At 47.2% G+C, this 19,325-nt stretch carries 14 protein-coding genes and 1 pseudogene; 1 reads left to right on the plus strand and 14 read right to left on the minus strand.

The features are described from left to right. Positions 1 to 9: 9 nt before the first annotated feature. The 11 genes and pseudogenes from mutL to B5E64_RS13080 form a co-directional block, all read right to left on the minus strand. On the minus strand, positions 10 to 1,971 hold the full coding sequence (mutL, locus tag B5E64_RS13030; protein ID WP_087168904.1) for a DNA mismatch repair endonuclease MutL: 1,962 nt from the start codon (positions 1,969 to 1,971) through the stop codon (positions 10 to 12). 9 nt (positions 1,972 to 1,980) lie between these two features. Continuing rightward, positions 1,981 to 4,632, minus strand: a complete 2,652-nt coding sequence (mutS, locus tag B5E64_RS13035) for a DNA mismatch repair protein MutS (protein ID WP_330616825.1) — start codon at positions 4,630 to 4,632, stop codon at positions 1,981 to 1,983. Positions 4,633 to 4,766: 134 nt separating this feature from the next. After that, positions 4,767 to 5,183, minus strand: coding sequence for a hypothetical protein (locus B5E64_RS13040; protein ID WP_087168906.1), 417 nt, complete (start codon positions 5,181 to 5,183; stop codon positions 4,767 to 4,769). A gap of 81 nt (positions 5,184 to 5,264) precedes the next feature. Then, the gene (miaB, locus tag B5E64_RS13045; protein ID WP_087168907.1) at positions 5,265 to 6,707 is read right to left on the minus strand and encodes a tRNA (N6-isopentenyl adenosine(37)-C2)-methylthiotransferase MiaB; all 1,443 of its coding nucleotides are present in this window, start codon (positions 6,705 to 6,707) and stop codon (positions 5,265 to 5,267) included. 48 nt (positions 6,708 to 6,755) lie between these two features. Next, positions 6,756 to 6,983: pseudogene (locus B5E64_RS18460) on the minus strand (DapH/DapD/GlmU-related protein); the annotation flags it as partial. Between the two features lie 67 nt (positions 6,984 to 7,050). Next, positions 7,051 to 8,394 (minus strand): MATE family efflux transporter, encoded by a 1,344-nt coding sequence (locus tag B5E64_RS13055; RefSeq protein WP_087168909.1) that lies wholly within the window; start codon positions 8,392 to 8,394, stop codon positions 7,051 to 7,053. Then, a complete protein-coding gene (locus B5E64_RS13060) occupies positions 8,387 to 8,824 on the minus strand; it encodes a MarR family transcriptional regulator (RefSeq protein WP_087168910.1) in 438 nt (145 codons plus the stop codon). Before B5E64_RS13060 ends, B5E64_RS13055 begins: the two co-directional genes overlap by 8 nt. A 148-nt stretch (positions 8,825 to 8,972) precedes the next feature. Beyond that, entirely contained in the window at positions 8,973 to 10,868 is a 1,896-nt protein-coding gene (locus tag B5E64_RS13065; RefSeq protein ID WP_087168911.1) for an extracellular solute-binding protein, read from the minus strand. Further along, complete coding sequence (locus B5E64_RS13070; RefSeq protein WP_087168912.1) at positions 10,865 to 11,707, minus strand: ABC transporter permease; 843 nt, start codon at positions 11,705 to 11,707, stop codon at positions 10,865 to 10,867. The genes B5E64_RS13065 and B5E64_RS13070 overlap by 4 nt, the downstream gene beginning before the upstream one ends. Further along, positions 11,708 to 13,285, minus strand: a complete 1,578-nt coding sequence (locus tag B5E64_RS13075; RefSeq protein ID WP_087168913.1) for an ABC transporter ATP-binding protein — start codon at positions 13,283 to 13,285, stop codon at positions 11,708 to 11,710. A gap of 14 nt (positions 13,286 to 13,299) precedes the next feature. Next, positions 13,300 to 13,833, minus strand: a complete 534-nt coding sequence (locus B5E64_RS13080; RefSeq protein WP_087168914.1) for an XRE family transcriptional regulator — start codon at positions 13,831 to 13,833, stop codon at positions 13,300 to 13,302. Positions 13,834 to 14,016: 183 nt separating this feature from the next. Between B5E64_RS13080 and B5E64_RS13085 the strand changes: the two genes are divergently transcribed. After that, on the plus strand, positions 14,017 to 15,480 hold the full coding sequence (locus B5E64_RS13085) for an AAA family ATPase (RefSeq protein WP_087168915.1): 1,464 nt from the start codon (positions 14,017 to 14,019) through the stop codon (positions 15,478 to 15,480). Between the two features lie 231 nt (positions 15,481 to 15,711). Here B5E64_RS13085 and B5E64_RS18655 read toward each other — a convergent pair whose 3' ends face one another. From B5E64_RS18655 to B5E64_RS13095, 3 genes are read right to left on the minus strand one after another with little or no spacing between them, the layout of a single operon-like run. Then, positions 15,712 to 15,843, minus strand: coding sequence for a hypothetical protein (locus tag B5E64_RS18655; RefSeq protein WP_275532814.1), 132 nt, complete (start codon positions 15,841 to 15,843; stop codon positions 15,712 to 15,714). 10 nt (positions 15,844 to 15,853) lie between these two features. Then, entirely contained in the window at positions 15,854 to 18,448 is a 2,595-nt protein-coding gene (locus B5E64_RS13090; RefSeq protein ID WP_087168916.1) for a transglutaminase domain-containing protein, read from the minus strand. Between the two features lie 6 nt (positions 18,449 to 18,454). Then, complete coding sequence (locus tag B5E64_RS13095) at positions 18,455 to 19,201, minus strand: copper homeostasis protein CutC (RefSeq protein ID WP_087168917.1); 747 nt, start codon at positions 19,199 to 19,201, stop codon at positions 18,455 to 18,457. Positions 19,202 to 19,325: the final 124 nt, after the last annotated feature.

A 19,325-nucleotide genomic window follows, 5' to 3' on the forward strand; every position in this document is an offset into this window, starting at 1 on the left:
TCACCCTATCTATATGATTCGTTTAAATTTCTTTTCCAGTTCCCTCTTTGTCATGGCAATAATCGTCGGACGCCCGTGCGGGCAGTGATATGGATTGTCAAGCTTCAAAAGCTCCTTTAGAAGTTCCTCCACTTCCGCTCTTGACAGTCTGGAATTTCCTTTTACTGCCGCCTTACAGGACATGGATGCAATCTTTTCATCCAGAATCTCCGGCGTCATGTTCGTACTGACCTCATCGGAAAGACTGTCGATCATCTCCATAAGCAGTTCCTTTTTTGCCACACTGAACAGATTGTCCGGCACTGCGCGCACTGCAAAGGAATCTCCCCCAAAAGGCTCGATCTCAAACCCAATTCTGGTAAACCGGTCCATGTACCTGCGAAAGAGCTCCGCCTCCTGCATGGACAGATCCAGAATAATCGGAGGACTGATGTACTGAGACGTATATTCCCTCGTCTTCATTCCCTTTAATGTCCGCTCGTACAGCACCCGCTCATGAGCCGCATGCTGGTCGATAATGTACATGCTGTCATGAAGCTGGACAATCCAGTAAGTATCAAAGACCTGTCCGATGATCTGATAGTCCGGTACAGATGCCTCATCCAGCAGCTTTTCATCAAAAAGCGTAAGCTGCTCCGCCGTCTGTTCCGGCTTCTGGTTCTTGATTTCGTCTTTTTTCCCTTCTGTTCTGGCTCGGTAAGATACCGCCTCCCGGATGCGTCCGCTGTCTACGGCCGGTTTGTGAATATCGCTCCGGTCTTTTACCTCTGCCGATGCATACTGATTATGATAGGAGGTCACCCGCTCCTTCATCCGTTCCATAAAGTAGTTTAAATCCCTCTTTTCCGGCTCCGGAACCGGTTTCTTTGCTTCCGGTTTTTCCTCCGGTCTGACAGGCGGTTCTGCGGCTGCCGGTATTTCTTTCTTTTGTTCCGGCACAGGAGCCTTCGGCGCTTCCGGCGCCTCGACTCTTGGAATCAGATCTCTTCCGTGCAGCGCCTTTGATACTGCCTCATACAGGAAGCGGTACACTTCCTGCTGATGCCCGAACCGCAGCTCCATCTTGGTCGGGTGAACATTGACGTCTATCTCCTCTCCCAGAATTTCAAGATGCAGTACCACAAACGGATATTTATGCTGCATCGTAAAATCTTTATACGCATCTTCCACTGCTTTTGAAAGAATCCCGCTCTTGATATATCGTCCGTTCACAAAAAATGTCTCAAAATTCCGGTTCCCCCGTGTCACGGTCGGATTTCCGATAAATCCGGAAAGCCGGATCTCTTCATTTTCCACAGAAATCTCGATCAGACTGGCCGTGATTTCCCGTCCATAAATATGGTATATCACATCCTTTAAGCGGCCATTCCCCGACGTATGCATCCGCTCCTGCCCGTTGTTGACAAACTGAAAGGAAATATCCGGCCGGGACAGGGCAAGCCGGGTCATCAGATCGCTGACATGACTGGCTTCCGTCATCGGGGTTTTCAGGAACTTTCTTCTGGCAGGCACGTTGTAAAACAGCTGGCGCACAAGAAAGGTTGTTCCGTCCTTCGCTCCGGTCTCCTCCATGGAAATCTCTTTTCCACCGGAAATCTGATACGAGGTTCCAAGAACATGATCCCGCCCCTTTGTAATCATCTCGATCCGGGAAACTGCCGCAATGCTGGATAGTGCCTCGCCGCGGAATCCCAGAGAGGAAATATGCATCAGATCATCTACCTGGCGGATCTTACTTGTAGAATGGCGCAAAAAGGCATTCCGCACATCGTCCGGCTCCATCCCGGTCCCGTTGTCCGCAATCCGGATCAGCGAAATTCCGCCGTCCTCGATTTCCACCTCCACGGCGGTTGCTCTGGCATCGATCGCGTTTTCCACCAGCTCCTTGACTACGGAGGCCGGGCGTTCTACCACCTCTCCGGCGGCGATCTTATCGATTGTAACCTGATCTAAAACCTGAATCTTTCCCATCGTTCCTCCTTACCACCGGTTGTTCAGCTTGTTCTGAAGCTGATACAGAGTATTCATCGCATCCATCGGTGTCATACGGCTGATATCCATTCCCTTGATCTCTTCAATCACATCATTGTCCGATACCGTGTCAAACAGAGACATCTGAGCCATGTCCACGACATCCATTTTCTTCGGCTTTTCTTTTGCCTTCGTCTCCTGTCCCTGCACGCTCATTTCGCGTACCCGCGTCGTAATATCCGCATCGGAAAGCTCCTCGGAAATCTCCTTTGCACGGGTAATGACAGTCTCCGGCACGCCTGCAAGCTTTGCCACCTGAATTCCATAGCTTCTGTCCGCCCCGCCTTTTACAATTTTACGCAGAAATACGATGTCATCGCCTTTTTCCTTGACTGCAATACAGTAATTGTTGACGCTGTCGATCTTTCCTTCCAGCTCGGTAAGCTCATGATAATGAGTCGCAAAGAGCGTCTTTGCCCCCAGCAGTCTGGCATTGCTGATATGCTCCACCACCGCCCAGGCAATCGAGAGACCGTCAAAGGTACTCGTTCCCCTTCCGATCTCGTCAAGAATCAGAAGACTTTTGCTCGTGGCATTACGAAGAATATTCGCAACCTCAGTCATCTCCACCATAAAGGTACTCTGGCCGGATGCCAGGTCATCGGATGCCCCGACCCTCGTAAAGATCCGGTCCACCAGCCCGATATTGGCCTGGGAAGCCGGAACAAAGGAGCCGATCTGCGCCATCAGTACAATCAGTGCGGTCTGTCTCATATACGTGGACTTCCCGGCCATATTCGGCCCTGTAATGATGGCCACCCGGTTCTTCTTGTCATCCAGGTATGTATCATTTGCGATAAACATATGATTCGGGATCATCTTCTCCACGACCGGATGTCTTCCATCCTTGATATCAATGGTTCCCTTTTCATTGATTTTCGGACGCACGTAATGATTCCGCTCTGCTACAAGTGCCAGGGAGGCAAAAGCATCCACCGCTGCGACCGCCCTCGCCGTCGTCTGAATCCGGACAATCTCATCCGCAATCCGGTTTCGTACGTCACAGTAAAGCTCATATTCCAGCGCATACAGCTTATCCTCAGCTCCAAGGATCAGATCCTCCAGCTCCTTGAGCTCCGGAATAATGTAACGCTCCGCATTGGTCAGTGTCTGCTTTCTTGTATAGTAATCCGGCACCATATTTTTGAAAGAATTTGTTACTTCCAGATAGTATCCGAACACCTTGTTATACTTGATTCTTAAATTTTTGATACCGGTCTTTTCCCGTTCTTTCTGCTCCAGCTCGGCAAGCCAGGTCTTTCCGTCCGTCTTTGCTTTTCTAAGGCGGTCTACCTCTTCATGGTAACCGTCCCGTATGATTCCGCCTTCCTTCATTGCCATCGGCGGATCGTCAATGATTGCATTTTCCACCAGGCTGCACAGATCCTCCAGCGGATCAATATCGTCATACAGTTTCTGAAGCAGCGGGCTCTTCATGTCTCCCAGAATTGTCCGAATATGTGGCAGCATGGAAAGAGATGCCTTGAAGGCTGTCAGATCTCTCGGGTTGGCCGACTGATAGGAAATCCTTCCTACCAGACGTTCCAGATCGTAGACCGAGGACAGATATTCCCGGATCTCTTCTCTGGAAATTGCCTCCTTTAAAAGCTCCTCCACCGCATCCAGACGTTTCGTAATCTCCTCTTTATCAATCAGCGGCTGCTCCACATATTTCCTCAGAAGTCTGGCTCCCATGGCTGTTTTTGTCTTATCCAGCACCCAGAGAAGGGAGCCCCGTTTCTGCTTCTCCCGCAGAGTCTCGCAGAGTTCCAGATTTCTCCTTGTGGAACTGTCCAGCACCATATATTTTCCTGTGGAATACGTGGTCAGCTTCGTCAGGTGGGCAAGGGACGTCTTCTGTGTCTCGATCAAATACTGAAGAAGCGCTCCGGAAGCGGTCACGCCGCAGTCATAATCGGCGATTCCAAGACTCTCCAGAGATGCCACCTGAAAATGTTCTTTCAATGCTTTTTTACAAAGTTCCTCGTCAAAATACCATGCATCCAGAGAGGAAATGGCAACATGCATCCGGTTTTTCAGATCTTCCAGCTGAATCCCGCTTACATAAAGCGCCTCGTTGCAGATAATCTCGGATGGTGAAAATTTATAAATCTCATCAAACAGCTTGCTCTCGCTGTCTGTTTCTGTCACAAAATAATCTCCGGTGGAAACGTCCGCAATAGAGATTCCGTATCTTCCCGCGTCATAGACAATGGACATGATATAATTATTCTTCGTCTCATCCCTTGTCATGGAATCGATGTTGGTTCCCGGAGTGACGATCCGGATGACCTCTCTTTTCACGATCCCTTTCGCCTGCTTCGGATCCTCCACCTGCTCACAGATGGCAACCTTATATCCCTTCTCCACCAGCCGGGACAGGTAACTGTCTACTGCATGATACGGCACCCCGCACATCGGCGCGCGCTCTTCCAGGCCGCAGTTCTTCCCGGTCAGAGTAATTTCCAGCTCTTTGGACGCCGTCAGTGCGTCGTCAAAAAACATTTCATAAAAATCCCCAAGACGATAAAATAAAATGCAGTCCTTATATTCTTTTTTCGTTTCCATATATTGCTGCATCATTGGTGTTAATTCTGCCACTTTTGTTCTCCTTTTCTTTTGCTGCTTGTTCTATTTTATCTTTTTTACTTCCTGTTTTCGTGTTCAGGGAACTTTGCCCTGATATTACATTATATCACCATTTTCCGGGCAGCAAAAGTAAAATTTCGTTTTTGTTACCAAATGGGGATTTTCGGCTTTTCTTCCCCGTAAAGCACATGCAGCAGATAGCCGCCCAGATAGATTCCGATTGTACATAGAAGACCAAACAGCGCCATAAAGGGCAGGCAGATCTGGCCAAATAGCTGAAACGGTACGTTGCTGTAGTCCCAGATGCCGAGATTCAGCCATTTGTTGACAATGATTCCTGTAATAAATTCGCAGGAAGTCACAAAGATCATGCACCGTAAAATCTGGATTCCCAGCGGATCCCTCCATCTTCCCGCCCGCCCTTGGGCCGTGCAGAATACAAGACACAGGCCGCCAAGTACGAACATGGTCCAGTGGGAAAATCCCCGGAAAACAATTTCAAATGTATAATAAAGGCAGCCTCCGACTGCCCACAGAAACAAGTATTCACTTAATTTTTTCATAAAAAACGCCCTCACTTTTGTACATTTCCATACATAGTGTGGGCGTTATTTCCGGCATTATACATCTGTCAGGCTGGCGGATTATTTTTCCACTGCTTCTCCAATGTAATAAAATCCTTTACACTCCAGAAGCTTCACATTGATGAGTTTTCCGATCTGCTCTTTTGTTCCCGGAAAATGAACAAGCAGGTTGTTGCCAAGTCTTCCTGTCACAAGAGATGGATCGTGTTCGTTGACCTGCTCTACCAGTGCGGTCTGAATGGTTCCTTCATGCTTTGCACACTCTTCGGAAGCGATCGTCTGAACTTCTTTTAACAGGCGGTCAAAGCGGTCTTTCACCACATCCTCCGGCACCTGCCTTTCCATAACTGCTGCCGGTGTTCCGGTCCGTTTGGAATAGATAAAGGTAAACGCACTGTCGTAGCGTACCTTTCTCACCACATCCAGCGTCTCCTCAAAATCTTCTTCTGTCTCCTGCGGAAATCCTACAATAATGTCGGTTGTAAGGGAGATGTCCGGCACTGCTTCCCGGATTTTGTGTACAAGCTCCAGATACTGTTCCTTTGTATATCTGCGGTTCATCTTTTTTAAAATCTCCGTGCTTCCGGACTGTACCGGAAGATGCAGATGATGGCAGATCTTTTTGGAAGTCCGCATGACTTCAATGAGCTCATCGGACAGATCCTTCGGATGGGACGTCATAAAGCGGATTCGTTCCAGGCCGTCGATCTTTTCCACTTCCCGTAAAAGCTCCGCAAACGTCATCGGTTCCTCCAGCGTCTTTCCATAAGAATTGACATTCTGTCCCAGAAGCATGACTTCTTTCACGCCGTCCGCTACCAGATTTTCGATTTCCCGTATGATATCACGCGGATTCCGGCTCCGTTCCCGTCCTCTGACATACGGTACAATACAGTAGCTGCAGAAGTTATTGCAGCCAAACATGATATTGACTCCTGATTTAAACGAATATTTCCGCTCGCTCGGAAGATCCTCCACGATCCGGTCCGTATCCTTCCAGATATCAATGACCATCCGTTCGGATTCAAACCGGGTGGCAAGCACTTCCGCAAATTTATAAATATTGTGGGTTCCGAAAATCAGATCTACAAACCGGTAGCTCTTTTTCAGCTTTTCCACCACATGCGGCTCCTGCATCATACAGCCGCAGAGTCCGATCAGCATGTGTGGATTTTTCCTTTTGACACGGTTCAGCTGGCCAAGTCTTCCATAGACTCTCTGATTCGCATTTTCTCTGACCGTACAGGTATTGTAGATAACGAAATCCGCCTTTTCCTCCTGATCGATCATCGTGTAACCGATCTTCTCAAGAATTCCGGTCAGCTTTTCGGAGTCTCTGGCATTCATCTGACAGCCAAATGTAATGACCGCCGCTGTCAGCGGACGTCTCAGCTCCTCTGAAATCTTCCTGACATAGTCTTTGCACTTTTCAATAAAGTAATACTGCCGTTCCGGTTCTGTTACCGGTATATGTTCAATTGCATTTTCATTTGTCTGCATCATATAGCGCTCTCTTTCCTCAATAGTATTATAAGGAAAAGACTAACGAAATTATCCATGAATGTCAAGTACAATATGCTCCGAGATCCGTTTCCCGTGATCGTAAAAAATCTCATCTTCCTCTGTGATTTCCCGGTGCACTTCCGCCGGATGGCCAAAGGCAATGACATTGGGCGGAATGTCTTTTGTCACGACAGAACCGGCTCCGATAGTGGAATGATCTCCAATTGTCACACCCGGCAGAATCGTCACATTGGAAGCGATCCAGACATTTGCCCCTAGAATATAAGATGAGAAAAAAGAGCTGACTTCCTGATGGTGGATGAGAACCGGGAAACAGACGGCCTTAATGTGCCGCCTGTTTTTCCAGTAATTTCCGGATTTTCCTCCACAGGAAGAAGGACAAAATGACCGCGATATAGTCTGTCACGGACTGTCCGAGAATCACGCCGTTTAGCCCAAACAGCGCACGAAGCAGATATAATAACGGGATCAGGAGAATTCCCTGTCGAAGCACTGAAAGAATCGTGGCCGGGAGCGCCCTTCCTACGGACTGCATACAGTTCATATTCACGAAAAGAAATCCGATCACGGGTCCGGAGAGCATATAGGCAACAAGCATATCCACACCGTAGGAAACGACCTCATTGTCGCTGATAAAGAGACGGATGATCTGTTCCCGGAACAGGAAATACAATGCCGTTGCCGCAATTCCTGCCACAAGACAGCATTTCTTTGTGTAGGATTCCACACCGCGGAACCGCTTCATATTTCCGGCGCCGTAATTGTAACCAAGCAGCGGCTGCACTCCATTTGCAATTCCCATCTGCAAAAAGGTGATAAACATATTGGCCTTGAATACAATTCCGATGGCCGCCACCGGGTCATTGCCATAGACCACCAGAAGCTGGTTGAGCACAATGGTGGAAACACTCATGAGAGCAGAGAAAATTGCCGTCGGGAGACCGGAACCGCAGACCTTCGTCAGGATTGACTCCCGGACGGTAAAGTCACTCCATTTCAGCGAAAGCACTTTGCTTTTCTTCAGGAAATACCAGAGATAATAACCACTTGCCAGGATATTTCCAATGGTCGTCGCGATTGCCGCGCCGGCTGTTCCCTGATTGAGTACGGAAATAAAGATCGGATCCAGAATAATATTAGCGACCGTTCCGATCATGCTTCCGATCATCGCCTCCTTACTGGATCCTTCCGCCCGGACAATAAAGCTGGCAGCCGCTGACCAGATGATGAACGGCGCGCCATAGGAAATGTGGAAGGTATACCCTTTTGCGAACTCATATGTCTCTGCATTGGCGCCAAACACTGCCAGAATCGGATCCATAAAGACGATCAGGATTACTGCAAACAGTATTCCGACAATCAGAGAGGCATAGGTGACAAAGGATGAAGTCTGCCTTGCTCGTTTCTCATTTTTCGCACCGAGGGCCATGGAAAGGACTGCGCTTCCTCCCATCCCGAACATGTTGGCAAACGCCATCATCAGAATAAAAATCGGATTGGTCAGGCTAACAGCCGCCACCTGAAGCGGATCCCCGGTCTGTCCCACGAAAAAGGTATCCGCCATGTTGTAGACGACTGTCACAAGACTGCTGATGACACTGGGAACAGCCATCTTTGCCACGGCCTTTGAGATTTTCATCTGTCCCATCAGTTCATTCTCATTCATTTCTCTTCTCCTCCTCTTCCAGATTTTCCAGCATTTTAGCCGTAATCTTCATAAATACAGCCTGCTCTTCTCTGGAAATGCCACGCAGCAGAACTTCTTCCGACTGCTTGATTTCCGACCGGAGGGCACTTCGGATCGCCTTTGCTTTTTCCGTAAAGACAATTTTTTTCAGCCGTCCGTCCTCTTCGTCCGGTACACGGACAATCAGTTCTTCCTCCTCCAGATGCTTTAATACTTCTGTCGCTGTAGAAGGACGAAGGTCAAATTCCTTTTCAATCTCTTTCTGATACACGTTGTGTTTTTCACTTTCCACCAGAATATAATCCAGCACATTCCCTTTTGCTCCGGTAATACCCAGGGTCTCCTGCACCTTTCTGGAACGTCTCCGGAGCCGGTTGGAAATCCGGTTTATCATTTTTCCTGTTTCCATGCAGGTTCACACTCCTCTGTAATTGTTTCGGTTCCTAAGTATTTTAGTTCGTTTCCTAAGAAATGTCAATTCTTATTTCCTGCACACAAAAAAGAAGACCTGCTCCCGCTTTTCTGCAGAAGAAAGTCTTCCCCATTTTTATTCTCTTTTAGCCTGCGTTACTTGCCGCAATCTTGACGCGGCTCCAGAGATCACTGATAATCTTTTTCGTATCCGCATTGTACTCAAACACTTCATCGTTTTCATTGCCCGTCCGCGGGATGTAGGCATTGATTCCTTCATAGTCTCCGCCTTTCCCGGAAAGGTCGTCCATAACCTCCTGGTTGGCCGAGGTATATCCTACATAGCTGGAGTTATCATATGCGCCGTCATAATCGCTTGCATAATTGATAAATGCATGAGCAAGATCCGGATTCTTGGCGTTTTTCGGAATCACCATGGCATCAGACCAGAGGTTGGTTCCGGTCTCCGGCATGAAATAGCCCATGTCTTCATTTTCGGCCATGACATAACTTGCGTCACCGGAATAGATCAGTCCGAGCGCTTTTCTTCCCTGAGCCATGTTGTCAATGATCTCATCTGTTACGATTTCCGTATCCATCGTTTCCACACATTGTACGAGCCATTCGTATGCTTCATTTAACTCTGCCTCGTTCTCGGTATTCATGGAATATCCAAGTGCTTTTAATGCCATCATAAAGGAATCTCGCTCGGAATCGTACAGATAGACGTCTCCTTTATACTTCTGATCGAGGAAAATATTGTATCCTTCTCTCTCCAGATCTTCGATGTCTACCTTCGTCTTGTCATACACAATTCCCACGGTACCCCAGAAGTACGGAACGGAATAGTCATTGTTCGGATCGTACGGGAGACCAAGTACCGCATCAGACAGCTTGTCAAAGCAGTCCAGTTTTGATTTATCCAGTTTCTGCAGATAATCTTCCTCAATCAGACGCTGAATCATATAATCACTCGGGACGAGAATGTCGTAGGCTTCTCCGTTTGCCACCTTAATGTACATCTGCTCATTGGAATCGAAGTTTTCCATCACGACTGTAGCACCTGTCTCTTCTTCGAAATCACCGATAATATTTTCCCCGGTGTACTCACCCCAGTTGTAAATATGGAGTGTCTGTCCTTCGAAAGGACGATCCTTGCCTGTGATGCCTCCTCTTTGCAGAGCGGCAATGGCAACCGCAAGAACACAGCATACCGCAACAGCCGGTACCCATCTTTTCCGTTTCACGGCACCGCCCTTTTTCACTCTCTTCGCCGTTATAACCGGAGCCAGATTGATCACAAGGAGCACGATGGTGATGATGACTACCACAAGGGTAGATACTGCATTGATACTCGGGTTGACACGCTTACTCATCGTGTATACCACGATACTTAAATTCTTCACGCCGCTTCCTGTGACAAAGTAGGAAATAATAAAGTCATCCACCGACATGGTAAATGCAATCAGCGCACCGGAGACAATTCCCGGTGTAATCTGCGGCACAATGACTTTGGTCAGTGCCTTGAACGGTGTTGCCCCCAGATCCATCGCCGCATCCGCCAGGTTCGGATCCAGAGAGCGGATCTTCGGCATAACGGAAAGCATAACATAAGGAATACAGAAGGCAATATGTGCCAGAAGCATGGTAACATACCCTTTTTCCACCTTGAAGGTGATGAACAGAAGCATGAAACCGATGGCTGTCACAATCTCCGGATTCATCATCGGAAGGTTGTTTACCTGTTCCATGATATTGCGGATTACCTTTCTGGAACTGGACAATCCGATTGCCGCCACCGTACCTACGACAGTTGCCACAATCGTCGCAAGAATAGCGATACTAAAGGTGGTATAGAGCGCGGTCATCATGTCCTGGGACTCCAGCATGTGCTGATACCAGCGAAGGGAAAATCCGGTAAAGCTGGTCAGCGATTTTCCGTCATTGAAGGAAAAGATGATCATATAGAGGATCGGCAAATAGAAAAATGCGATCATCAGAATCATCAAAGCCTTCCCTAAAGTACGTTTCTTCTTTTTCATGCTTTTGCCCCCTTTCCGCCCTGATTTCTTGTTTCAATTTTACGCACGAGCATCATCAGGAGCATCATGATCACTGCCATAATCATGGAGATGGCACTTCCGAAGTTCCACTCTCCAACTGTAATAAACTGGTTTTCAATCATATTTCCGATGAGGAAATACTGTCCGCCTCCCAAAAGTTTCGGGATAAAGAAGGAACTGACTGCCGGAAGGAATACCAGCGTAATTCCGTTGATGACTCCCGGAAGGGAAAGCGGAAGCGTTACCCTCCGGAAAGTCTGCGCCGGACTTGCTCCAAGATCCGCGCTTGCCTCCAAAAGGGAATGATCCATCTTGCTTAAAGACGTCTGAATCTGCAGAATCATAAATGGAAGGAAGTTGTACACCATACCAAGGAGTACTGATCCTTCTGTATACAAAAGCTCGACATCTCCCAGCCCGAAAATTCCAAGGATCCGCTGAATGATTCCGCCCTCGCTGAGAAGGCCGATCCATGCGTAGGTTCTTACCAGCATGTTGATCCACATCGGAATCGTGATACAGAGAATCAGAATATTCTGTACTTTTTCACTGCTCCTGGCAATAAAGTACGCTGCCGGGTAACCAAGGATCAGACAGATAATTGTTGTCTTAATTGCAATCAACAAAGATCTCCACAGAATAAGAAGGAAATCCGGGTCTGTAAAGAACTTGATGTAATGATCCAGTGTCAGGGAGAAGGAAATAATACTATTTCCAGGCTCCATGACCGAATACATGGCAATCAGCGCCATAGGAAGTACCAGCATCAACGCAGCCCAGATAATATAAGGGACTGCCAGCTTTGAAAATCGTTTCATTTAGAATACCTCCTTGGACATGACATGGATATCCTCTGGGAAAAAGGTAAGCCCTACCTCCTGTCCCTCTTCGGTATAATCCGTTGTATGGATTTTGAATTCCCGGCCTGTCGTGGAGAAGGTGATCTGATATACACCCTCTTTGACATCCTCAGGCTCAAAATCGTAGTCAACGCTGAGATCCACGGATTCATCTTCATTACTGAGCTTCCAGCCCTGTGCCCCGGCCCAGGTCTTCAGATCCGTATCAAGAGCCTGTGACTCTGTGATCTCGTCCACTGTTTTAAAGAAGTTGAATGCCATGACACCCTCATTTGCCTTTTCATTCTTAACAAACGGCTGGTCTACTACATAGATATTCCGCACAATACTTGTCCCGTTGGATGTGGAGAAGGTAACCGGATATTTTCCTTCTTCTTTTTCCAGGCTATACTCTACCTTGGCAATGGAAATCAGTTCATCTGCCGCCGGGTCCCACGCCTGGGCATTGGAAAGGGCGATGATCTCCTTGTCGTCCAGTTCTTCCACGTCGTCGATATCCACGTAGAAATCATTGGCGCTGATCATCTCTTTGCCGTCCTCACTCTTTACATCCTGATTCCGGATCACACGCATATTGACGGTGACACTTGTTCCCGGAACCGTCTCCACCATGATCTCATAATGGACACCTTTAAACAGGACACTTAATACTTCTCCTGTCATCTTACCGTCTTTGACATCCACGATGTCAATATCCTCCGGGCGGATGACCACATCGACCGGTTCATTCTCCTTAAATCCAAAGTCCACGCAGTCAAAGGTAATGTCATCGAAACGCACCTTGTAATCTTCTACCATGGTTCCCGGAATAATATTACTCTCCCCGATAAAATTCGCTACAAAACGGTTTGCCGGTTCATTGTAGATGTCCTCCGGAGATCCTACCTGCTGGATTTCCCCGTTTTTCATGACCACGATTTTATCAGACATGGTCAGCGCTTCTTCCTGGTCATGGGTTACAAAGATGAAGGTAATTCCGACCTCCTGCTGAATCCGTTTCAGCTCGTACTGCATCTCCTTGCGGAGTTTCAAATCCAACGCCGCCAGAGGCTCGTCCAGCAGAAGCACCTTCGGCTCATTCACCAGCGCTCTTGCGATGGCAACACGCTGCTGCTGCCCGCCGGAAAGAAGTGTCGTATTTTTATCTTCGTATCCCTCAAGCCCGATGAGCTTCAGCATCTTCATGACCTTCTGGTCGATGACGTCCTTACTCATCTTCTTGATTTTCAGTCCAAAAGCAATATTTTCATATACACTCAGATGCGGAAACAGAGCATATTTCTGAAAAACCGTATTTAACTCTCTCTCATAAGGAGGCTTTTTACTGATTTCCTCCCCGTCAAAGATCACAGAACCTTCGTCCGCATCCAGAAAGCCCCCAAGAATACGCAAAAGTGTTGTCTTACCACAGCCGCTCGGGCCTAAAAGAGTGACAAATTCATTTTCATAAATATCCAGATTGATTCCTTTTAAGACAATCTGGCCGTCAAAATTTTTCACAATATTGCGAAACTCGATCAGTTTTTTCTCTTCCATCTCATTTCTCCTTCCTAGAACATCGGCGGCGTTGTGATCCAGAGGATCTTCGCATCGCCGGTACCGTGATTGTACAGATAATGACTCTTGGACCCGTCCATATAGAACGTCTCATGAGCCTTTACCTTATACTTTTTCCCCTCTTGTACGATGGTTACGCTTCCTTTCAGCACATAACCAAACTCCTGGCCCTGATAAGCAGAGAGCACATGGCTCTTTTTTTTCGGATGCAGTGTCAAAATGATCGGCTCCATCTCATTTTTCTGCGCGTTTGGGACAATCCACTCGATCGTATAATCTTCCTGCTCATCCACAAAAAAATCCTGTACAGGAAACACGATCTGCTTCTCTTCCTCTTCATGAAAGAAATCGGACAGATTACTTCCCAGCGCCTCCAGGATATCCTCAAGCGTTGCAATACTCGGCGTCGTCAGCCCACGCTCCACCTGTGAGAGAAATCCCTTTGTCAGCTCGCTGCGGGACGCAAGATCTCCAAGCGTCAGATCATTCTGGAGCCTCAGTTCTTTCAGTTTCTTTCCAATGTCCACTTACCGCACCTCCGGTTTTCTAATACTATACTTTTTGTTCAAAATATGCGAACCGAATCTAATTATACATCCTCGACGACAAAATGCAACAGGTTTTGATGAATTTTTCACATTTCCTTTGTTTGCACCGTTTTCAACTAAGTAGTAGAATAAAATCATATCAAAAAATAGGAGGAATATTTCATGAGCTGGATCCCGCTGCCTGTCGGCATTGAAAATTATGCCGAACTCATTGAAAAAGGATATTACTATATAGATAAGACATTACTGATCAAAGATCTGATCGATCTGAAAGGGAAAGTCAATCTGTTCACACGTCCGCGCCGTTTTGGTAAAACTTTAAATCTCAGTATGCTGCGGTATTTTTTTGAAAAGTCTGATGTGAATCCAGCCCCTCTTTTTGAAGGTACTAAAATTTGGGATGCCGGACATCCTTATACAGACCAGATGGGACAGTATCCGGTTATCACACTTTCTTTGAAATCATTAAAACAGACTGATTTTAAATCGGCTTTTTACTGCCTGCGTGAGGAAATTGCAAGGGAATTTGACCGTCACGCTTCGCTTGTCTCTTCTCTGGAGTCCAGAGACAAGCAGGAAAAATACAATCGATTTGTGAAGCAAAAAGCGGCGTCAGAGGAATACCTGACATCGTTAAGATTTCTGTCTGACTGTCTCTATGCCTCCTCTCAGACCCGCTGCATTATCCTGATTGATGAATGCGATGTTCCTCTGGAGAATGCATTTTTTCACGGATTTTATCCGGAAATGCTCTCGTTGATCCGGTCTGTCTTTGAATCTGCACTCAAAACGAACGACACTCTAGAATTCGCTGTCGTCACCGGCTGCTTAAGGATCAGTAAAGAATCTATCTTTACCGGCTTAAACAATTTGTCAATGATTTCCATCATGGATCAGTCCTATGCGGAACACTTTGGATTTACTCAAGAAGAGGTGGACCAGATGCTTCGGGATTATCAGCTGGAAGACCGCCGGGAAGATATCAGGAAGTGGTACGATGGCTACTGCTTCGGGAACACAATCGAATCCTTGATTGCAGGAGGTACAATTATCAAACCAGTCCATGAAGACATCACCTATGCCGACATCGACACCTCCCAGGATTATTTGTGGAATTTTCTTTTTTTTACAGGTTATCTCAAGAAAAGAAAACAGTATCAGGAAAACGGCGAAATCTATATGGAGCTGGCAATTCCAAACATGGAAGTCCGGCATATCTATAAGCATACTGTCCTGCTCTGGTTTGAAGAAAAAATAAAAATGAAAGATTTATCTGAACTGTACCGCAGTATTTTGGACGGTGACCGTAAAAAGCTCTCCGAGTTCCTTACTGAAATGCTCATGGAGACAATTAGTTTTTATGATTATCAGGAAAATTATTATCACGGTTTTCTTGCCGGTCTTTTAAAGCATTTTGGCGATTATATCGTCGTATCGAACCGGGAATCCGGCAGTGGCAGACCGGATCTGATTCTGAAATATCCAAGTGTCCGGGGAAAGGCTGTTATCTTTGAAATCAAGACAGCCGACAGCTATCAGGATCTGGAATGTAAATGTGATGAGGCCCTACAGCAGATTGAAGAAAGGCATTATGCAGACTCCCTGATAATTCCCCTCTCCATGTAATCCAACACAAAAAAGTAAATATATACCCCTTTAGATAAAATACCAACTCTATGAAAAGAAAAACTCCCCAGACAGACTGGGGAGCCTTCAGAAGCTATACCTTTCGGTCATACGGCTTCGTTGAAACATTTATAAAATACCCACTGTATTCTGAAAACAGATGTGGGACTTAATCATAGTTTCTTCTTCATTTTTATTATATACTGTACCATACTATCTTTCTCCAAAAAATCATAGACATGCATAAAATCCGGTATCACTCTGCCTTCGTCTGTTTGTATGAAACTTTGAAATTCTATGGTAGTTTAATTTATCTTTTCCCCATCCGGCAATATTGTAATATTCCTGTGCTTCCTGATTCATTATCTCTCCTCTACCTGTTATAGCATGTCTCCTCTTCCAAAATCCGCAACAGCAGATCTCCCAGGCCAACCTGATAGCCGCTTGTTCCATAAATCACATTGAGTCTGCCTTTTGTCACGGCGATAATTGGAAGTTTTTCATGATCCACATACAGTCTTCTTCCCACTGCCGGAACATGATCCTCAAAGTCATCTTCATACACCTGGATCTGTGGGAACGTCTCCATTACTTTGGCAAATAGAGGATGTTCCCATGCCTGCTTTGACCGGACAAACAGAAGAATCCGGGAAGCCCATGGAGTAAACCGTTCCTTCTCTTCCAGCATTTCATTGAAAATATGTTCCGTCGGCTCCTCTCCTTCCCCTGCCCAGATCAGCACATGACTTCCCTCTTCTGTCAGAATTCCGGAGGAAATTTCCTGTCCATTCAGATCCCTCACCGGAAATTCCGGAAGCGAGAGGGACTCCAGCATTTCGGAAAGTTTTTCTTCCCGGAGCTGCAGTGCAATCTCTTTTCTGCAGCCGGAAGAAAGCAGTATCTGACACTCCCGGGCGTGAACCGTTCCGTTTGGCAGACGGACAGATGTCAGAATCCGGTAGATTCCATTCTCCAGATGGATTTCTCTCTTTCCATTATCCCATCCCGTGTCTGTAAGCCGGAGAGGATCTCCCTGCTCTTCCGTTAATTTTGTAATGCTCCAGTTCAAACCATACCGCCACATTTTTGGATTTTCCGCGTGTAGTATGAGAACTGCTGATTTTGTCCGGTCCGGATCAGCTGACAAAAATGTTCCGTCTTTCCAGTACTGAACTGTTCCGTCCTCCGGACAAAGCCTTGCCGGGATTCCAAAACTCCTTGCCATGGCAACAAAAAGAATCCGTTTCGAGCGACCACTGCCGCACCGCATCCGGTAACAGGCTGTTGGTGTCGTGAGTACGGTACTTCGCTCCTGTTCCGGACATTCCCGGACTTCCTTCTGAATCTTTTCCCAAAGTCTGCCAGGATCCTTTCGATACCTCTCCTGTTCTTCGGTGCTGATTTCCCTCTGAAACCATCCACGGTATTCCGTCAGTACTTCATCCTCCACTCTCGGATTCAAAAGTGCTGTCACAAAAATATCCTCCGGTACTGTATTCCAGTATGGAAGAACTCCTTCCAGATGATCCAGAAGGACGGTGCACCGGATATCTGTCTGATCTTTTGCAGTCAATGTCTCGAGTAACTGCTCTCCCAGCTTCCGCTCCTGCGAAGTTTTTGTTTCCAGACAGCTCAGAAATGCTTCCCTCTCCGGATTGACCCATTCTTTTCGCTTGTTCTCCTGTTTGTTTCTCAGTAAAGCAAGGCGCTCTTTTCCTTTTTCCTTCTGCTCCGGACTCGGCCTTTTGCCTAACGGCGCACGGTCGTGTGGCGGAATCAGGTCCAGATCTCTCCATCCTTCTGTCTCCGGACAGCAATCCAGCCGTTTTGCAAGTGTCAATGTACAGCTTCTGCTCTCTCGTGTATCCAGAATTTCGTCCGCATACCGTCCCTGTCCTGCTGCGAACAAATGAAGGCTTCCCGCCCCTGTGCTGAGAGAAACTTTGCCATGCTCATCCGTCCGGCACTGTGCGATTGGGCGAAATGCGGCATAATTAAACACTTCAAACCACACAGAAATTCCTGCGGCCTGACGTCCTTTCTCATCTACTACTGTCACTTCTATCTTCTTCACATCATCGGCGTATCTGGAAAGCACGTTTTCCATCACGACCATTCCGTCTTTTCCAATCACTTCTTCCATTTCGCTTTTCCGGTCCGCATCCTCCTGTCCTGCAGATTCGATTCTGCCATCGAAACGTCTGGAATGAACCAGCATCGCCCGGGAAGCCGCATATTCAAACCAGCCCAGATCCAGAAGCGGTTCCGGCTCACAGGCTCCCAGAAAATGCCACGTTCCATCAATCCACACTTCTACCCAGGCATGATTGTCATCGCAATGGGACCAGTACGGCGCATACACCTGTCTGGCAGGAATCCCCGCACTTCTAAGGGCATTGACGGTAAAGACAGATTCTTCCCCGCATCGTCCATATCCTCTTTGCCAGACAGAAAGAGCCGAAAGAGTCCGGTCATCTCCCGCTTCATAGGAGACTTCCCCCGCACACCAGTAATTCACTTCCAACGCTGTCTTTTCTGCATCTTTACCTTCTATCTGATCTTTCAGTTCCTGATAGAACAGACTCCTGCACGGACGGATTTCTTCCTCATTAACCCGGTGGTAAAGAACATACTGCAAAAACAATTCTTCCGGAAATTCCCGTACATACGTATTATATTTATACAGCCACACTCCATGGCGTGCAAAGTCCAGAAACGTTTCCACCGGATAATTCCCTATATCACTGTACGGCATGGATGCGTAAAGATAGTGCATCGCAGCCGCTTCTGCTTCAGGAAGAGACCGTATATACTGATCCACCGGTTCCATAAAATCCCCCAGATCCTCTTTGACCTTACGGTATGCTTCCTCGATTTTCTTTCGGCTCTGTTCTGAAAACATCTGCTTTCTCTCCTTTGTCTCCTGCTCGATTTTTATCTGCTTTTCTCTTTCTCCTGTTTTAGACACTCTTTCCTACAGCCGCTTTAGAATATCTATAGCCTGACGTACCTTTTCTTCGGATGTCTGGAACAGCTTATATTCACTGATATCCGCAATCCCCATATGAACGTCCGGATTCCGGTATTCCATCCGGCTCTCAATTCCGGTTTTCGCCGACATATGCCATGTCCGGATTCCGGTCTGATAGAAAAGTGCTTCCAGGTTCTCCGGTGTCACTCCTCCGCCTGCCTGAATCTGGATCTCACCCCGACTCTCTTTTTGAAGTTCCCGTAAAAGATCTGCTCCTTCCATGCAGCTGTCCTTTTGTCCGGACGTCAGAATCGTCTGGATTCCAAGATCTTTTGCCGTCTGAAGTGATTTCAACGGATCCCGGCAGACATCAAAAGCCCGATGAAGTGTCACCGACATGTCTCCCCGCTCTTCCAGAAGTCTTTCCATCCTTTCCCGGTCAATGCTTCCGTCCGAGCTCAGCACACCGATGACAACTCCATCCGCTCCCAGTTCCCGGAACATTTTGATTTCCTCTTTTATTTGCTCCATCTCATAGTCCGAGTAACAAAAGTCACCGAATCTTGGTCGGATCAGCACATGAACCGGGATCTCCACTGCGTGTCGTACTATCTTAAAGAGTTTCGGGCCCGGCGTTGTCCCTCCGATAATCAGATTCTGGCAAAGTTCCAGCCTTGTGGCCCCGCCTTTTTCGGCCGCTATCGCAGACTCTGCCGAGTCTGCACAGATTTCCAGTATGTAGTCCTGCATATTCTTCCCTCTTTCTCCTGACCATCAGGCACATCATTCTATTTTTGTTTCAATCATTTCATTTTACACTTTTCGGTTATTATACCGCAGTTTGAAGGAGAACAACAGCAGGAACCGAAAATCT

Origin of the sequence: Drancourtella sp. An12 (genome assembly GCF_002160935.1) — a bacterium.
GTDB classification, from domain to species: Bacteria; Bacillota; Clostridia; order Lachnospirales; family Lachnospiraceae; genus Sellimonas; species Sellimonas catena.

Bases quoted from the DNA above. Each gene is read 5' to 3' on its own strand.
- mutL (WP_087168904.1), bottom strand. From the start codon at position 1,971: ATGGGAAAGATTCAGGTTTTAGATCAGGTTACAATCGATAAGATCGCC.
- B5E64_RS13040 (WP_087168906.1), bottom strand. From the start codon at position 5,183: ATGAAAAAATTAAGTGAATACTTGTTTCTGTGGGCAGTCGGAGGCTGC.
- miaB (WP_087168907.1), bottom strand. From the start codon at position 6,707: ATGATGCAGACAAATGAAAATGCAATTGAACATATACCGGTAACAGAA.
- B5E64_RS13055 (WP_087168909.1), bottom strand. From the start codon at position 8,394: ATGAATGAGAATGAACTGATGGGACAGATGAAAATCTCAAAGGCCGTG.
- B5E64_RS13060 (WP_087168910.1), bottom strand. From the start codon at position 8,824: ATGGAAACAGGAAAAATGATAAACCGGATTTCCAACCGGCTCCGGAGA.
- B5E64_RS13065 (WP_087168911.1), bottom strand. From the start codon at position 10,868: ATGAAAAAGAAGAAACGTACTTTAGGGAAGGCTTTGATGATTCTGATG.
- B5E64_RS13070 (WP_087168912.1), bottom strand. From the start codon at position 11,707: ATGAAACGATTTTCAAAGCTGGCAGTCCCTTATATTATCTGGGCTGCG.
- B5E64_RS13075 (WP_087168913.1), bottom strand. From the start codon at position 13,285: ATGGAAGAGAAAAAACTGATCGAGTTTCGCAATATTGTGAAAAATTTT.
- B5E64_RS13085 (WP_087168915.1), top strand. From the start codon at position 14,017: ATGAGCTGGATCCCGCTGCCTGTCGGCATTGAAAATTATGCCGAACTC.
- B5E64_RS18655 (WP_275532814.1), bottom strand. From the start codon at position 15,843: ATGAATCAGGAAGCACAGGAATATTACAATATTGCCGGATGGGGAAAA.
- B5E64_RS13095 (WP_087168917.1), bottom strand. From the start codon at position 19,201: ATGCAGGACTACATACTGGAAATCTGTGCAGACTCGGCAGAGTCTGCG.